Source organism: Leifsonia aquatica H1aii (genome assembly GCF_000633535.1).
Taxonomy (GTDB): domain Bacteria; phylum Actinomycetota; class Actinomycetes; order Actinomycetales; family Microbacteriaceae; genus Leifsonia; species Leifsonia aquatica_A.
Map to the genome: position 1 here is coordinate 263,031 of NZ_AYMR01000001.1, position 15,775 is coordinate 278,805.

A 15,775-nucleotide genomic window follows, 5' to 3' on the forward strand; every position below is an offset into this window, starting at 1 on the left:
GGGATCACGGTGCTCAGTAGAGTTGGCTCATGCTCGAAACGAACACGAACCCGCTCGACGACCCGCAGGCCGACCCGTTCGAGGTCGCCCGCCAGGCAGCGGAGCAGCTGGCTGAGAAGACCGGCGTCGAGAAGCACGACATCGCCCTCACCCTGGGCAGCGGATGGGGCAAGGCGGCCGATCTCATCGGCGAGACGACGGCGACCATCCCGGCCACCGAGATCCTCGGCTTCGGCAAGCCGGCGCTGGAGGGCCACGTCGGCACCCTGCGCTCGGTGCTTCTGCCGAGCGGCAAGCGCGCGCTCGTCATCGGCGCCCGCACGCACTATTACGAGGGCCACGGCGTCCGCCGGGTCGTGCACAGCGTGCGGACCGCCGCCGCCGCCGGTGCGACCACGATGATCCTGACCAACGGCGCGGGAGGCATCAAGGAGCACTGGAAGCCCGGCACCCCCGTGCTCATCAGCGACCACCTCAATCTGACGGCCGACTCCCCGCTCGAGGGCGCGACCTTCATCGACCTGACCGATCTGTACTCGAGCCGCCTGCGCGAGCTGGCGAAGTCGATCGACCCCTCCCTCGACGAGGGCGTGTACACGCAGTTCCGCGGACCGCACTACGAGACCCCGGCCGAGGTGCAGATGGCGAAGGCCATCGGCGGCCACATCGTCGGCATGTCGACCGCGCTCGAGGCGATCGCCGCCCGGCAGGCCGGTATGGAGATCCTGGGCATGTCCCTGATCACCAATCTGGCCGCCGGCATCCAGAAGACCCCGCTGAGCCACGCCGAGGTCATCGAGGCCGGCCAGGCCGCCGAGCCGGTGATCAGCGCCCTGCTCGCCCGGATCGTGGCGGCGCTGTGAGCCCCGCGCTCGACACTGCGGACCTGCTCGCTGCGGCGCGCTCCTGGCAGGAGCAGGATCCGGACCCCGAGACGCGGGACGAGCTGGATGCCCTGATCGCTGCCGCGACCGACGGCTCGGCCGACGCCGTGGCCGACCTCCACTCGCGCTTCGACACCCGCCTCGCGTTCGGCACGGCCGGCCTCCGCGGCGAGATCGCGGCCGGCCCGAACCGGATGAACCGCGTGCTGGTCTCGCAGGCCGCCGCCGGCTTCGCCCGCTGGCTGCTCGAGAACACGGAGGGCGGCTCGCCCTCCGTCGTGATCGGCTACGACGGACGCAAGAATTCGGACGTCTTCGCCCGCGACACCGCCGAGCTGATGGCCGGTGCGGGTGTGCGCGCCATCCTGCTGCCGCGGCTGCTGCCGACCCCCGTCCTCGCCTTCGCGGTGCGTCATCTCGACGTCAGCGCCGGGGTGATGGTCACCGCCAGCCACAACCCGCCGAACGACAACGGGTACAAGGTCTACCTCGGCGGCACGGACCACGGTTCGCAGATCGTCTCCCCGACGGATGTCGAGATCGCGGCGAAGATCCTCGAGGTCGCCGCCGGCAGTGTGCTCGACCTCCCGCGCTCGGAGCAGTACGAGATCGCCTCCGAGGACGTCGAGCGGGCGTACATCGACGCCACCGCGGCCGTCGCGACCTCGACCGCACCCCGCGACGCCGTCTCGTTCGCGTACACGGCCATGCACGGCGTCGGCTGGCGCACGGCGCGCGACGTGTTCGCGGCCGCCGGATTCGCCGAGCCGCAGGTCGTGGCCGCGCAGATCGATCCCGACCCCGCCTTCCCCACGGTCTCGTTCCCGAACCCCGAGGAGCCGGGAGCGATGGATCTCGCATTCGAGACCGCGCGTGCGGCCGGCGTGGATCTCGTCATCGCGAACGACCCGGACGCGGACCGGCTGGCGGTCGCCGTGCCCGACCTCTCCGAGGAGCAGGGCTACCGGAGGCTGAGCGGCAACGAGGTCGGAGCTCTGCTCGGCTGGCGCGCCGCCGAGCTGGCCCAGGCCGCCGCCGGCGATGGCGGCGCTGACGGGGTGCTCGCGTGCTCGATCGTCTCCTCCCCCGCGCTGGCTGCGGTGGCGAGCGCCTACCGCCTCGACTTCGTGGACACCCTCACCGGGTTCAAGTGGGTCTCGCGCGCACCGGGGCTGATCTTTGGGTTCGAGGAGGCGCTCGGCTACCTCGTCAACCCGGAGACGGTCCGCGACAAGGACGGCATCTCCGCCGCCACCGCGCTGCTCGACCTGGCGGCGGCGCTGGCCGCCGACGGGCAGACCATCGCGGATCGGCTGGATGCGTTCGCCGAACGGTTCGGCTTCTTCGCCAGCGACCAGATCTCGCTGCGGGTGACCGATCTCTCGCGCATCGGCGAGATCATGGCCGCCCTGCGCGCGACGCCGCCGAGCCACCTCGGCGAGGTGCGGGTGGAGCGGATCGACGACCTGCGCGACGGTTTCGAGGGCCTTCCGCCCAGCGATGTGCTGCGCATCCTGCTGGCGGACGGCTCGCGCGTCATGGTCCGCCCGAGCGGTACCGAGCCGAAGCTGAAGATCTACATCGACGCGTCGAGCGATGAGGGCACCGTCGCCGAGCGCCGGGCGACCGCGACCGCGCGGGTCGACGCTCTCGGCGCGGCGATGCGCGCGCTCACGGCGTAGGGACGGAGCGCGATCGGGTGGTGGCGCGGGCGGCGTAGCTGAGCAGGAACGCCGCCAGCGCCACCACGGTCACGACGGACCCGGCGAACGGGACAGCCTCGGCTCCTCCGGCTCCCAATGCGAGCGTCCCGAGCGGGGGCGCGATCGCGATCCCGACGTACATCGCGGTCGAGTACCAGGAGAGGGCGAGCGCGGACGTCTCCGGATCCACGTGGACCAGCCGGTGCTGGACGGGGATCGCGATGGCGAACGCTGCGACGCCCCACAGTGCGAACACGACCAGGGACGCGGCGAACGACGCCTCGACGAACGGCAGCACTGCGAGGGCGATCACCTGGCCGAGCAGGGCGACGGCCGCGACCGTGCGACTGCCGAAGCGGTCGGTCAGCGGTCCGGCGACGACGTTGCCGACCACTCCGGCCGCGCCGTAGGCCAGCAGGAGCACGGCGAGCAGCGAGCCGGAGCCGCCGGTGGAGGCGCGCGTGACCGCCGCCGAGAAGATGTAGACGATGTTGAATCCGGCGATCATGAACACGGTGGTCGCCAGCAGCGCGAGCACGCGCAGGTCTGCCAGCGTGGCGAGCCTCCGCCGCAGTGTCGCGGGCGGGGCCAGTGGGACCCGACGCACCAGCAGCGGGATGAGCGCAGCCAGCACCGCACCGAGCACCACCACGCACCACAGCGCGAACCGCCAGCCGGCGATGCCGCCGAGGGCCGTGCCGAGCGGCGAGCCGACCGCGGTGGCGAGGGTGAACCCGGCGCCGACCAGCGCGAGCGCCCGCCCGCGCTTCTCGGGCGCGGAGAGGGCGGCGGCCGCGGCGGTCGCGGTCGGCACGAGGGCGGCGCCACCGATCCCGGAGAACGTGCGCCCGGCGATGAACCAGCCGAGGTCGGGCGCCAGCGCCGCGACCGCGGTGCCGATCGCGAAGAGGCCGAGTCCGACGCCCATCAGGGCCGATCGCGGCACCCGCGGGAGCAGGATCGAGACGGCCGGGGCCGCGACGGCGACGACGAGCGAATAGGTGGTGATCGAGACGCTGACGGCCGACGGGGTCGTGCCGAGGGTGCTCGCGATCTGCGGCAGGAGGCCGGCGATGACGAAGGCGTTGGTGCCGACGACGAAGAGGCCGAGGGCGAGGACCACGAGGGCCGGCGTGGCCTTGCGGTACGATTGTTCGATGATCGTCATACGGTTAGCGTAGGGCGATAGTTCGATGATTGTCAAACAATTGGACCCCGCATGACCGAGTACCCCTCACCGTCGATGGACGAGGTCGAACTGATGGACCTGCTGAGAGCGGTCGCCGACCCCGTCCGACTGCAGATGGTCCGCGTCCTCGCCGACGGCGAGCCGCATCCCAAGGCGCTGACCGAATGGGGCTGCGACGTGCAGAAGTCGACCATGGCGCACCATTTCAAGACGTTGCGCGAGGCCGGCCTCACGAACACGATCGTGAACGGCCGCACGCACGACATCCAGCTGCGCCGCGCCGAGCTCGACGCCCGCTTCCCCGGGCTGATCGATGCTCTGCTGACGGACTAGCCGAGCGCCTCGTCGAGCTTGCGCTCCAGCTCGTCGAGGTCGAAGTAGTTCTTGACGACGATGACGTCGGCGTTGGTCCGGCCGATCCGCTCCACCAGCTCGGGCGACGACAGGATGACCTGGGCGTCCGCGGCCTCGGCAGCGAGGCTGCCGACATCGGTCGCCGTCACGTCGGCGTCGATGCCGAGTCGGTCGAGCACGCGCTCGGCGTTGACCTTGAGGATGCCGGAGGTGCCGAGTCCCACGCCGCAGATCGCGACGATCTTCATCCGGCACCCTCCTCGGAATGCGCAAGCACTCGCTGCACCTCGTCGACATCCTGGGCCGCGGCCAGCGCCGGGATCGCCGCGGGGTCGTTGAAGACGTTGGCCAGCTCCGCCACGCTCGTCACGTGCGCCTCCGGCGTCGAGACGGCGAGGCCGAGCACCACCGAGACCGGGTCATTGTGCGGGTGGCCGAACACCACCGGCTCGTCGAGCGTCACGACCGAGAGCCCGTCGAAATTCACGTCGGGGCCGGGGCGCGCGTGGGCCAGCGCGAGGCCCGGCGCGATCACGATGTACGCGCCGAACTCCTCGATCACCTGGATCATGCGGTCCCCGTAGCCCTGCTCGGTGGCCCCCGACCGGGTCAGCGCCTCGCCCGCCAGCCGCACGGCGTCACGCCAGTCGGATGCGTGCGCTCCGACGGTGACGGCGGACTCGGGCAACGGTGGCAGCGGCATGGTCCCAGCGTAGCCGCCGCCGCGTCAGGAACCCTCGAAACCCGCTGTGATGATGTCGGCCAGCTCCTCACGTTCCTCGAGCGGGAGGAACGCGCCGGCGGCCGCGTTGAGCTGGAAGATCTCCAGGTCGGTGCGGTCGTAGGCGAAGGCGTCGGCCAGGATGCTCAGCTCGCGGGTCAGCGTCGTGCCGCTCATCAGGCGGTTGTCGGTGTTCACCGTGACGCGGAAGCCCAGCTGGTAGAGCAGGTCGAAGGGGTGGTCGAGGATGTCGGTGCCCCAGGCGGCGATCGCTCCGGTCTGCAGGTTCGAGGTCGGGCTGGTCTCCAGCGCGATCTCACGGTCCTTGACCCACTGCGAGAGCGTGCCGAGCGTCACGTAGGTGTTCTCGTCGTCCTGACGCTCGATCGAGATGTCCTCGGCCAGGCGCACGCCGTGACCGAGGCGCAGGGCACGGCCGTCCAGCAGGGCGCCGCGGATGCTGTCGAGGCCGTCCGCCTCCCCCGCGTGGATCGTGGCCGGGAAGAAGTTCTCTGCCAGGTAGTCGAACGCAGCACGGTGGTTGGCGGGCGGGAAGCCCGCCTCCGGGCCGGCGATGTCGAAGCCGACCACGCCGTTGTCGCGGTGCCGCACCGCCAGCTGCGCGATCTCGAGGCCGCGGTCGAGGTGGCGCATGGCCGAGACCAGCTGGCCGACGCGGATGCGCTTGCCCGTGTCGCGGACGTCCTGGATGCCCGCCTCGATGCCCTCCTGCACGGCCTCCACGGTCTCGTCCAGGCTGAGGCCGCGGGTCAGGTGCTGCTCCGGCGCCCAGCGGATCTCACCGTAGACGACGCCGTCGGCGCCGAGGTCCTGGACGAACTCACGGGCGACCCGGATGAGACCCTCCCGGGTCTGCATGACGGCCGTGGTCAGGTCGAACGTCTTGAGGTACTCCACCAGCGAGCCCGAGTTGGACTTCTCACCGAACCAGCGCGCCAGCTCAACGGGGTCGGTGGTGGGCAGGTCGAGCCCGATCGTGTCGCCCAGCTCGATCACGGTCGAGGGGCGCAGGCCGCCGTCGAGGTGGTCGTGGAGCGACACCTTCGGCAGTGCGCGGATGTCGGTCCCGTCGGCGAGCGTGTACCCGGCGTTCTGTTCGGTCATGTCCTTCAATCTATCGGTCGGCGGCCGCCACCGCCGAGTCCTCACTCGGCGGTGGGGCGGTCGCTCAGGAGATGCGGTCGGCGATGAGTGGGCCGCGGGTGTACGGCGTGCCGAGCGGAGCGATGCGGTACGCCCCCTCCACGGCCTCCAGAGCGCGCTCGAAGCGCGCGGGCTCGTCCGCGGAGAGGGTGAACAGCGGGTCGCCCTTCCTGACCGTGTCGCCGGGCTTCGCGTGCAGGTCGATGCCCGCCGCGTGCTGCACCGGGTCCTGCTTGCGGGCACGACCGGCGCCCAGGCGCCAGGCGGCGATACCGAACGGCAGCGCCTCCTGCTCGACCAGGATGCCGTCGGACTCGGCGACGACGGTGTGGGTCTCCTTCGCCACCGGGAGCGGAGCCTCCGGGTCGCCGCCCTGGGCGCGGATGACCTCGCGCCACTTGTCCATGGCGCGGCCGTCCTTCAGTGCTGCCTCCACGTCCTCGTCCGGGCGGCCGGCGAGCGCGAGCATCTCACGCGCCAGCGCCACGGTGAGCTCCACGATGTCGGCCGGACCGCCTCCGGCGAGCACCTCGACCGACTCGCGCACCTCGTTGGCGTTTCCGATGGCGAGACCCAGCGGCACGTTCATGTCGGTCAGCAGAGCCGACGTCGCGACACCGGCGTCCTTCCCGAGCTCGACCATGGTCCGGGCGAGCTCGCGGGACTTCTCGATGTCCTTGAGGAACGCGCCCGAGCCGAACTTCACGTCGAGCACCAGGGCGCCCGTGCCCTCGGCGATCTTCTTCGACATGATCGAGGACGCGATCAGCGGGATGGCCTCCACCGTGCCCGTGATGTCGCGCAGCGCATAGAGCTTGCCGTCGGCGGGCGCGAGGCCCGAGCCGGCGGCGCAGATGACGCCGCCCTCGTTCTGCAGCTGGGCGAACATCTCCTCGTTGCTGAGGTTCGCGCGCCAGCCCGGGATGCTCTCGAGCTTGTCGAGGGTGCCGCCGGTGTGCCCGAGCCCGCGACCCGAGAGCTGCGGGACGGCGACACCGAAGGTCGCGACGAGCGGCATGAGCGGGAGCGTGATCTTGTCGCCGACGCCGCCGGTGGAGTGCTTGTCCGTGGTCGGCTTGCCGAGTCCCGAGAAGTCCATCCGCTCACCGGAGGCGATCATCGCCAGCGTGAGGTCCTTGATCTCGCGACGGGTCATCCCGTTGAGGAAGATCGCCATGATCATGGCCGACATCTGCTCGTCGCCGACGTAGCCGCGGGTGTAGGCGTCGATCAGCCAGTCGACCTCGGCGGTGCCGAGCTCTCCACGGTCGCGCTTGGTCCTGATCAGGTCGACGGCGTCGAACGCCTCGACCGCTCCTGCAGTCTGGGTCACGAGGATCTGTTTCCTAATCGTTGTTGCGGTACTCGTCGAGCTGGCGCGGCCCGAACGCGTCGGGCAGCACCTCGTCGATCGTGCGGATGCCGGAGACGGTCTCCAGCAGCATCCCTTCGGCCGAGTGCTCGTAGAGCAGCTGCCGGCACCGGCCGCACGGCATGAGGGTGTCGCCGTCGCCGTTCACACAGGTGAACGCGACGAGCCGGCCGCCGCCGGTCATGGCGAGCGAGGACACCAGCCCGCACTCGGCGCAGAGGGTCACGCCGTAGCTGGCGTTCTCCACGTTGCAGCCGCTGACGATGCGGCCGTCGTCGACGAGCGCCGCCGCTCCCACGGGGAACGCCGAGTACGGGACGTACGCGTGCTCCTTCGCGGTGTTCGCCGCAGCGCGCAGGGCGGCCCAGTCGATCTGCGGCGCGGTCATGACTTGATGTAGGGCTTGCCGTCGGCGGCGGGCGCCCGCGACATCCCGACGAGCCCGGCGACCGCGAAGATCGTCACCACGTACGGCAGCATCAGCATGAACTCGCTCGGGACGGGCGAGCCGATGATCCCCAGCACGTTCTGCAGGTTCGACGCGAAGCCGAAGAGCAGAGCGGCGAGCGTGGCGCGGATCGGATCCCAGCGGCCGAAGATCACGGCGGCGAGGGCGATGAAGCCCTGACCCGCTGTCATCTCCTTGGAGAAGGCGCCCACCGAGCCGAGGGTGAAGTACGCGCCGCCGAGGCCGGCGACCGCGCCCGCGAGGGACACGTTCCAGAACCGGGTGCTGTTGACCTTGATGCCCACCGTGTCGGCGGCCTCGGGGTGCTCGCCGACCGAGCGGAGGCGCAGGCCCCAGCGGGTCTTGAACAGACCGAACCAGACGACGAAGATCGCGATGTACATCAGGTACTCGATGATCGTCTGGTCGAACAGGACCTTGCCGATGATCGGGATGTCGCTCAGGATCGGGATCGGCCAGTCCGGCAGACGCGGCGGGTGGTTCAACACCGTCGGGTCGGCGGCGAGCACCTTCGAGTAGAGGAAGCTCGTCAGTCCGGTGACCAGCACGTTGAGCACGACGCCGACGATGACCTGGTCGACCAGGTACTTGATCGCGAAGGCGGCGAGCACGAACGACACCAGGACGCCGGCGACCATCGCGGCGAGCAGGCCGACGACCCAGCTGCCGGTGAGGGTCGCGGTCATGGCCGAGACGAAGGCGCCGGCGAGCAGCTGGCCCTCGATCGCGACGTTGACGACGCCGCCGCGCTCGGAGATCACACCGCCGAGGGCACCGAAGACCAGGGGCACCGACAGGCTGATCGTGCCGAGGAGCAGACCGGTGACGGGCACCGGCAGCTCGCCGGAGCCCGCCCAGGAGAGGAACCCGAACATGAACACGAGGGCGAACACGACGACCAGCCAGATCGGCGTCTTGCGCGCATTCCAGGACAGCCAGGCGCTGTAGGCGGTGACGATCGCCAACAGCACGATCACGACGATCGTCGTCGAGAACGTGTCGACGACGAGGTTCGGCAGCTTGACGGCGTCGGACGACTCGGAGAACCGGAAGGTGCTCTGACCGTGGCGCGAGAAGCCGAGGAACAGGACGAGGCTGATGACCACGAATACGGCGAAGGCGATCGGGGCCTTCCAGGAACGGATCTCGGCCTTCTCCAGCGCGATGGGCGCGGAGTCGGGGACGACGGGGGCCGTGGTGGTCACTTGGCCGCCACCTCCTTCGTGACGATGGGACGCTGACGACGGGGAGTGCTCCCCGGGGTCGGGAGGCGGAAGATCGCACGCACCAGCGGCGGAGCGGCGACGAAGAGCACGATGAGCGACTGCACCACGAGGACGATGTCGATCGGGATGTCGTTGGCCGCCTGGATCGTGTAGCCGCCGGCCTTCAGGGCACCGAAGAGCAGACCGGCGATGAACACGCCCCACGGCCGGGAGCGACCCAGCAACGCGACGGTGATGGCGTCGAAGCCGATCCCGGCGTCCACTCCCGAGCTGATGCCGGAGGGGAAGACGCCGAGCGCCTGGCTCGCGCCAGCGATCCCGACGAGACCACCGGCAATGAGCATCGCGTAGAGGTAGACGTTCTTGACGTTGATGCCGGCGACGCGTGCCGCGTTGGGGTTCTCGCCGACCGCGCGGAAACGGAAGCCGAGGCTCGACCGGTTGATCAGCCACCACACGAAGACCGTCGCCGCGATCACGACGATGAACGCCCAGGTGAGGTTGTACTGCTCGCCGAAGAGCGGCGGGAACACCGCGTTCGCGTGGATCGCTGGAGCCTTCGGGTTGTTCGACCCGGGTGCCTGCAGCAGGCCCTGGGTCCGCAGCATGTAGGAGATCAGGTAGAACGCGATGTAGTTGAGCATGATCGTCACGATCACCTCGTGTGCGCCCGTCCTGGCCTTCAGCACACCGACGATCCCGGCCCAGATGGCGCCGCCCGCGATGCCCGCGACGACGGCGAGCACGAGGTGGATGACCGGCGGGAGGTTCCACGAGAAGCCGACCCAGGCCGAGGCGGCGGCCGCGATGAGGATCTGTCCCTGGCCGCCGATGTTGAACAGGCCGACGCGGAACGCGAGAGCGACGCCGAGACCGCTGACGATCAGCGGGGTGGCGAAGGTCAGGGTCTCGGTGAGCGGGCGGATGCCGGCCTCGAAGCTCGGTCGGCGGAAGTTGTAGATCGAGCCCTGGAACATCGACACGTAGGCGCTGGACACCGAGTCCCAGATCGCCTTGAACGTGTCGCCCGGGCGGGCGAAGAAGTATCCGGCCGCCTTCTGCACCTCGGGGTCGGTGGCCGCGATCAGGATCGCGCCGACGATGAGGGCGAGCACCACGGCGAGGATCGAGATGATCACCGGTCCGCCCATGATGTCGCGGACGGCCTTGTTCCAGCGGTCGTCGTTCTCCGGCTTCCCGGCGGGCCCGCCCGGCTGCGCCGGCTGCGCCGACGTCACGGGCTGGCTGGGGGTGGGGGTCCCCGTCATGCTGCTGCTCCTGCCTGCTCCGGCGACTCGCCGGCCATCATGAGGCCGAGGACGTCGCGCGACGTGTCCCCCGGCACGATTCCAACGATTCCCCCGCGGTACATCACCGCGATGCGGTCGGCCAGCGCGGCGACCTCGTCGAGCTCTGTCGAGACCACGATCACCGGCACGCCGGAGTCCCGCGTCTCGACGATCCGCTTGTGCACGAACTCGATCGATCCGACGTCGAGCCCACGGGTGGGCTGCGCCGCCACGAAGAGCCGCAGCTCGCGGCTGAGCTCACGGGCCAGCACGACCTTCTGCGCGTTGCCGCCGGAGAGGCGGCCGACGGCGGTGTCGATCGACTGGGTGCGCACGTCGAACTCGCGCACCTTCTCCTCGGCGAACTGCTTGAGGTACGAGAACTGGATGTTGCCGCCCTTCACGAAGGGCTCCCCGGTCGAACGGTCCAGCATCAGGTTCTCCTGGATGCTGAACTCGCCGACGAGTCCGTCTTCGTTGCGGTCCTCCGGGACGAAGCCGACGCCGGCGTCGAGCACCTTGCGCGGGCTCTGCCCCTGGATCTCCTTGCCGTCGAGGACGATGGCGCCCTCGACGCGCGGCTGGAGGCCGAGGATCGCCTCGGTCAGCTCGGTCTGGCCGTTGCCCTGCACGCCCGCGATGGCGAGGATCTCGCCGGCGCGGACCTCGAAGCTGACCCGGTTGACCACGAGCTGGCCGATCGGATCGATCACCGAGAGGTCCTTCACGACGAGGGCCGCGTCGCCGGGCGTCGCGGGCTTCTTCTCCACGGTGAGCGAGACCGCACGGCCGACCATCATCGACGCCATCTCGGCGTTCGTCGCCGTGGGCTCGGCCTCGCCGACGACCTTGCCGAGGCGGATGACCGTGATCCGGTCGGCGACCTCGCGCACCTCGCGCAGCTTGTGGGTGATGAAGATGATCGCCGTGCCCTGCTCCTTGAGCTGGCGCATGATGCCCATCAGCTCGTCGGTCTCCTGCGGGGTCAGCACAGCGGTGGGCTCGTCGAAGACGAGGACCTTGGCGTTCTGGGACAGCGCCTTGATGATCTCGACGCGCTGCTGGACGCCGACCGGCAGATCCTCGACCAGGGCGTCGGGGTCGACGTCGAAACCGAACCGGGCCGAGATCTCGCGCACCTTCGCGCGGGCCGCGGCCAGGTCGAGACGACCGCCGAACTTCGTCTGCTCGTGGCCGAGCATGACGTTCTCGGCGACGGTGAAGACCGGGATGAGCATGAAGTGCTGGTGCACCATGCCGATGCCGGCCTTCATGGCGTCGCCGGGTCCTGCGAAGTGCTGGACGACGTCGTCCAGCAGGATGTCGCCCTCCTCGGCCTGGTACAGGCCGTAGAGGACGTTCATGAGAGTCGACTTGCCTGCGCCGTTCTCGCCGAGCAGGCAGTGGATCTCGCCGGGTTCGACCGTGAGGTCGATGTGGTCGTTCGCGACCAGGGCACCGAACCGTTTGGTGATGCCGCGGAGTTCGAGCTTCATTCGGGTGGGTTTCCTTCTCTACTCGCCCGTGGTGAGCACAGAGATGCTGAGCGGTGGCACGCGACAACGCCGGTGGCCTCGTTGCGCCTCTTCAATCTACCGTCTGCGCAAATGTCAGTCTGTGCTCAGATGAGCAATTCTGCCACGCGCACGACAACGGGGAGGCCAGCTGCGCTGACCTCCCCGTCGAGTGTGGTGCTGTCGTTACCGCGTCACTGCTTGGGCGACGAGGGAGACGTGACCTTGATCGAGCCGTCGATGATGCCGGCCTTGATCTTGTCCAGCTCGCCCTGCAGGCCCGAGTCGACCTTCGAGGCGAAGTCGTGGAACGGCGCGAGGCCCACACCGTCGTTCTTCAGCGTGCCCACGTACGGGGTGCTGTCGAACTTGCCGTCGGCCGCCTGGGTCACGACGTCGTTGGTGGCGGGCTTCATGCCCTTCATGACCGAGGTGAGAAGCAGGTCCTTGACGCTCGGGTCCGACTCGTAGACATCGGCGTCGACGCCGACCATGGCGATCGCCTTGCCGGAGTCCTTGATCGCCTGTGCGGCCGACTGGTAGATCGGGCCGCCGACGGGCATGATCACATCGGCGTTCTGGTCGATGATGCCCTGCGCCGTGTTCTTCGCGGTCTCGTTGGCGTCGAAGCCACCGGTGAAGGAGCCGTTCTGCGCGTCGACGTCCCAGCCGACGACCTTGACCGACTTGCCCTTCTGCTGGTTGAAGTACTTCACGCCGTCCGCGTAGCCGTCCATGAAGATGGTGACGGTCGGGATCTGCATGCCGCCGAAGGTGCCGACGATGCCGGTCTTCGAGTAGCTCGCGGCCGCGTAGCCGGCGAGGAACGCCGCCTGAGCGGTGTCGAAGATGATCGGCTTGACGTTCTTGGCCTGGATCGAGTTGTCGTCGATGATGGCGAAGTTGACGTCGGGGTTGGCCGCCGCCGCCTTCTTCGTCGCGTCGGCGAGCAGGAAGCCGACAGTGACGATGACGTTGCAGTTCGCGTCGACCATGCTCTGGATGTTCGGAGCGAAGTCGTTCTCGCTCTTCGACTCGGCCGACTTCGGGGTGACGCCGAGCGTCTTCGCCGCCTCGGTCAGGCCCTCGTAGCCGAGCTGGTTGAACGAGTGGTCGTCGAATCCGCCCGAGTCGGAGACCATGCAGGGCAGGAAGTCGCTCTTCGCGGCGCCGGTCGACGAACTGTCGGACGGTGCGGCGGAACACGCGGCGAGCAGCGCGATGACGCCGGTCGCCGCCAGACCGACGAGGCCGGCCTTACGAGCTGTGATTGTCAAGGTTGTCCTCCAAGATGCGTGGCCGGCGCAGGTGCCCGCCGGCCAGGGTATGCACTGACGTTACCGAATGTGACGAACCGCTCCGTCCGAAAACCCGGCTTCTTCATGCAAGCGTTACAAACGCGCGCCTGGTTGGCGACTGCTCATTTGAGCAACCGTCGACCAGGCGCGCGAACGGGCCGGCGCTACATCCATCCGCGCTTCTTGAACAGCACGTAGAGCAGAGTGCTCAGCCCCAGCATCGCGACGATCGCGAGCGGGTAGCCGAACTGCCATGCCAGTTCGGGCATGTGCGTGAAGTTCATGCCGTAGACGCCGGCGATCAGCGAGGGGGCGAAGAGGATGGCCGCCCAGGACGAGATCTTCTTGACCTGCTCCCCCTGCTCGTGCGTCGAGAGCGCGAGCCGGGTCATCTCCTCGTTCTGGCGTTCCGAGACGAGGGTGGAGTTGACCGTGAGGATGTCTCGCAGCAGGTAGCGGAAGCCGTCCACGCGCTCATTGACCTGGGTGAGGTGGTCGGCGACGTCGCGGAGCCGGCGCTCGAGCTCCTGGGTGACCCCGTACTTCGCCGAGCCGCGTTCGAGGGCGACCATCACCGCCGACAGCGGATGGGTCGCGCGCTGGAAGTCGATGACCTCGCGGGACAGCTCGTAGATGCGTCGGGAGACCAGCGCGTCCCCGCCGAAGACCTGGGTCTCGATCTCGTCGATGTCGTTGGCGAGACCGGCGACGACCGGGCTGTAGGCGTCCACCACGGCGTCGATGATCGCATAGAGCACCGCCTGCGGTCCCAGTGAGAGCAGCTCGGGCTCGGCCTCCATCCTGTGTCGGACGGTCGACAGGTCGGGTGACTCGCTGTGGCGCACCGTGATCACGAAGTTCGGGCCGACGAAGAGGTGCAGCTCGCCGAAGTCGACCTCCTCGGGCACGTCGAGGTAGTTGGCCGCCTTGAGCACGACGAAGAGGACGGTGTCGTACCGCTCCAGCTTGGGTCGCTGGTGCGCGACGATGGCGTCCTCGATGGCGAGCGGGTGGAGGTTGAACTCCTCCGCCAACGACATCAGTTCGCGCTCGCTCGGCCGGTAGAGGCCGATCCAGGCGACACCGTGCGGGGTGGCGTCGAGTGCGCGGTACGTCTCGGCCAGCGAGGTGGGCGACGCCACGCGCACGCCGTCGCGGTACACGGCGCTGTCCACCATGCTCGACCGGGTGGGCGTACCGTCCGACGGCTCCGGGGCGACGATGGCGCTGGGAGGGTCACCCCTGCGCGTTCGGGAAACGAAGGGCATGGGAATGCCGCGTCGGTTGATGTTCGCCATCGTTCACCTCCAGGGAGCATGCGGAAGAGTGGACGGCCGCCCGGGGGCGGCCACCTAACTGTACGCGCGCTGCCTGCCGACGGGCTGGACGCCGCTCCCCTCCGCCTCTGCACAAGCGCTCAGGATGGCTCGCTCGTAGTGCCCGATCAGCTCGCCGCAGAGCACGTCCCAGCCGCGGCCCAGCACCGCCCGGCGCCCGGCCTCCCCCATCCGCAGGCGCAGGCCGGTGTCGCCGACGATCATCCCGACGGCCGCGCGCAACGCCCGCTCGTCCGCGGGCGGGAAGAGCAGGCCGTCCACCCCGTGCTCGACCAGGTCGACCGGACCTCCGGCCCGCGGGGCGATCACGGGCAGGCCGGAGGCGTGGGCCTCCTGGACGGTCTGGCCGAAGGTCTCCTCCGAGCCGGTGTGCACGAAGATGTCGAAGGCGGCGTAGGCCGCGGCGAGGTCCTCGCCGCCGAGGCGGCCGAGCCAGGTGACAGGAACGCCCCGCAGTTCGCGCGCCACCGCGTCTCGGGCCGGTCCGTCGCCGACGATGGCGACCGAGAGACCGGGGATGCCGCGCAGTGCCCGCAGCCGCTCCACCTGCTTCTCGGGCGCGATACGGCCGACGTAGCCGACGACGACCTCGCCGTCCGGCGAGAGCCGGTCGCGGAGGGCGACGGCCGCCCGGGTGCGACGCTTATTGGGGTGGTACCGCTCGAGGTCGACGCCGCGGCCCCAGCGCCCGATGCGCGAGACCCCGGCCTCGCGCAGGTCGTACTCCGAGGCGGCGGAGGGCGCGAGCGTCAGGTCGGCGCCCTCGTGCACCCAGCGCACGTACTTCCAGGCGATCGATGAGGTGAGGCCGAGTCCGTTGCGGCGGGCGAAGCCGGCGACGTCGGTCTGGTAGATCGCGACGGACGGCACGCCCAGCCGGTTGGCGGCGGCGATCGCCTGAGCGCCGAGGAAGAACGGGGACGCCGCGTGCAGCACATCCGGCGCGAACCGGGCGAGGATGCGCTGCACCTGCGGGCTCGGCAGCCCGACCGGGAACTGCCGGTAGGCGATGGACGGGACCTGGTGGATGCGGAACCCGGCGTACTCGGCGGGCGCCCCCGCGTCCGGGCAGATCACGATCGCCTCGTGCCCGGCCGCGGCCAGGTGGTCGAGGACACGCAGCACGCTGTTCGTGACCCCGTTGACGGTGGGGAGGAAGCTCTCGCTGACGACGGCTACCCGCATGACCCTCACGCTAAGCGGCGGGGGTTGCCCGCCCCTTGCCCCTCCGTGAACGGTGGATGTCCAGCGCTGA

General features: G+C 69.6%; 15 protein-coding genes. 3 read left to right on the top strand and 12 right to left on the bottom strand.

Annotated features, from left to right (window positions below):
• Window positions 1-29: 29 nt before the first annotated feature.
• Window positions 30-863 (top strand): purine-nucleoside phosphorylase, encoded by an 834-nt coding sequence (locus U870_RS0101160; RefSeq protein ID WP_025155586.1) that lies wholly within the window; start codon window positions 30-32, stop codon window positions 861-863.
• Window positions 860-2,566 carry a phospho-sugar mutase gene (locus U870_RS0101165; RefSeq protein ID WP_025155587.1) on the top strand — a complete coding sequence of 569 codons (1,707 nt, stop codon included), beginning with the start codon at window positions 860-862 and terminating at the stop codon, window positions 2,564-2,566. Before U870_RS0101160 ends, U870_RS0101165 begins: the two co-directional genes overlap by 4 nt.
• Here U870_RS0101165 and U870_RS0101170 read toward each other — a convergent pair.
• The gene (locus tag U870_RS0101170; RefSeq protein WP_025155588.1) at window positions 2,556-3,755 is read right to left on the bottom strand and encodes an MFS transporter; all 1,200 of its coding nucleotides are present in this window, start codon (window positions 3,753-3,755) and stop codon (window positions 2,556-2,558) included. The genes U870_RS0101165 and U870_RS0101170 overlap by 11 nt on opposite strands.
• Before the next feature lie 51 nt (window positions 3,756-3,806).
• Here U870_RS0101170 and U870_RS0101175 point away from each other — a divergent pair, with 51 nt between their 5' ends.
• Complete coding sequence (locus U870_RS0101175; RefSeq protein ID WP_025155589.1) at window positions 3,807-4,109, top strand: ArsR/SmtB family transcription factor; 303 nt, start codon at window positions 3,807-3,809, stop codon at window positions 4,107-4,109.
• On the opposite strand, the gene U870_RS0101180 is transcribed toward U870_RS0101175, so the two are convergent.
• The 11 genes from U870_RS0101180 to U870_RS0101230 form a co-directional block, all read right to left on the bottom strand.
• The gene (locus tag U870_RS0101180; RefSeq protein ID WP_025155590.1) at window positions 4,106-4,378 is read right to left on the bottom strand and encodes a PTS sugar transporter subunit IIB; all 273 of its coding nucleotides are present in this window, start codon (window positions 4,376-4,378) and stop codon (window positions 4,106-4,108) included. The genes U870_RS0101175 and U870_RS0101180 overlap by 4 nt on opposite strands.
• Window positions 4,375-4,833, bottom strand: a complete 459-nt coding sequence (locus tag U870_RS0101185) for a PTS sugar transporter subunit IIA (RefSeq protein ID WP_025155591.1) — start codon at window positions 4,831-4,833, stop codon at window positions 4,375-4,377. The genes U870_RS0101180 and U870_RS0101185 overlap by 4 nt, the downstream gene beginning before the upstream one ends.
• Window positions 4,834-4,857: 24 nt before the next feature.
• The gene (locus tag U870_RS0101190; protein ID WP_025155592.1) at window positions 4,858-5,976 is read right to left on the bottom strand and encodes an adenosine deaminase; all 1,119 of its coding nucleotides are present in this window, start codon (window positions 5,974-5,976) and stop codon (window positions 4,858-4,860) included.
• Between the two features lie 64 nt (window positions 5,977-6,040).
• On the bottom strand, window positions 6,041-7,348 hold the full coding sequence (locus U870_RS0101195) for a thymidine phosphorylase (RefSeq protein ID WP_025155593.1): 1,308 nt from the start codon (window positions 7,346-7,348) through the stop codon (window positions 6,041-6,043).
• Window positions 7,349-7,361: 13 nt separating this feature from the next.
• On the bottom strand, window positions 7,362-7,775 hold the full coding sequence (locus tag U870_RS0101200) for a cytidine deaminase (protein WP_025155594.1): 414 nt from the start codon (window positions 7,773-7,775) through the stop codon (window positions 7,362-7,364).
• A complete protein-coding gene (locus U870_RS0101205) occupies window positions 7,772-9,061 on the bottom strand; it encodes an ABC transporter permease (RefSeq protein ID WP_025155595.1) in 1,290 nt (429 codons plus the stop codon). Before U870_RS0101205 ends, U870_RS0101200 begins: the two co-directional genes overlap by 4 nt.
• Window positions 9,058-10,350: an ABC transporter permease gene (locus U870_RS0101210; RefSeq protein WP_025155596.1), complete on the bottom strand. Its 1,293-nt coding sequence runs from the start codon at window positions 10,348-10,350 to the stop codon at window positions 9,058-9,060. The genes U870_RS0101205 and U870_RS0101210 overlap by 4 nt, the downstream gene beginning before the upstream one ends.
• A complete protein-coding gene (locus U870_RS0101215; protein ID WP_025155597.1) occupies window positions 10,347-11,867 on the bottom strand; it encodes an ABC transporter ATP-binding protein in 1,521 nt (506 codons plus the stop codon). Before U870_RS0101215 ends, U870_RS0101210 begins: the two co-directional genes overlap by 4 nt.
• 212 nt (window positions 11,868-12,079) lie before the next feature.
• Window positions 12,080-13,162, bottom strand: a complete 1,083-nt coding sequence (locus U870_RS0101220; RefSeq protein ID WP_025155598.1) for a BMP family lipoprotein — start codon at window positions 13,160-13,162, stop codon at window positions 12,080-12,082.
• 185 nt (window positions 13,163-13,347) lie between these two features.
• The gene (locus tag U870_RS0101225; RefSeq protein ID WP_025155599.1) at window positions 13,348-14,481 is read right to left on the bottom strand and encodes a magnesium and cobalt transport protein CorA; all 1,134 of its coding nucleotides are present in this window, start codon (window positions 14,479-14,481) and stop codon (window positions 13,348-13,350) included.
• A gap of 54 nt (window positions 14,482-14,535) precedes the next feature.
• On the bottom strand, window positions 14,536-15,705 hold the full coding sequence (locus tag U870_RS0101230) for a glycosyltransferase family 4 protein (protein ID WP_025155600.1): 1,170 nt from the start codon (window positions 15,703-15,705) through the stop codon (window positions 14,536-14,538).
• Window positions 15,706-15,775 lie beyond the last annotated feature (70 nt).

What these genes read in the sequence shown, in the direction of transcription:
- U870_RS0101190 (WP_025155592.1), bottom strand. Translation starts at nt 5,976, where the DNA reads ATGACCGAACAGAACGCCGGGTACACGCTCGCCGACGGGACCGACATC.
- U870_RS0101200 (WP_025155594.1), bottom strand. Translation starts at nt 7,775, where the DNA reads ATGACCGCGCCGCAGATCGACTGGGCCGCCCTGCGCGCTGCGGCGAAC.
- U870_RS0101175 (WP_025155589.1), top strand. Translation starts at nt 3,807, where the DNA reads ATGACCGAGTACCCCTCACCGTCGATGGACGAGGTCGAACTGATGGAC.
- U870_RS0101180 (WP_025155590.1), bottom strand. Translation starts at nt 4,378, where the DNA reads ATGAAGATCGTCGCGATCTGCGGCGTGGGACTCGGCACCTCCGGCATC.
- U870_RS0101210 (WP_025155596.1), bottom strand. Translation starts at nt 10,350, where the DNA reads ATGACGGGGACCCCCACCCCCAGCCAGCCCGTGACGTCGGCGCAGCCG.
- U870_RS0101170 (WP_025155588.1), bottom strand. Translation starts at nt 3,755, where the DNA reads ATGACGATCATCGAACAATCGTACCGCAAGGCCACGCCGGCCCTCGTG.
- U870_RS0101225 (WP_025155599.1), bottom strand. Translation starts at nt 14,481, where the DNA reads ATGGCGAACATCAACCGACGCGGCATTCCCATGCCCTTCGTTTCCCGA.
- U870_RS0101230 (WP_025155600.1), bottom strand. Translation starts at nt 15,705, where the DNA reads ATGCGGGTAGCCGTCGTCAGCGAGAGCTTCCTCCCCACCGTCAACGGG.
- U870_RS0101160 (WP_025155586.1), top strand. Translation starts at nt 30, where the DNA reads ATGCTCGAAACGAACACGAACCCGCTCGACGACCCGCAGGCCGACCCG.
- U870_RS0101185 (WP_025155591.1), bottom strand. Translation starts at nt 4,833, where the DNA reads ATGCCGCTGCCACCGTTGCCCGAGTCCGCCGTCACCGTCGGAGCGCAC.
- U870_RS0101215 (WP_025155597.1), bottom strand. Translation starts at nt 11,867, where the DNA reads ATGAAGCTCGAACTCCGCGGCATCACCAAACGGTTCGGTGCCCTGGTC.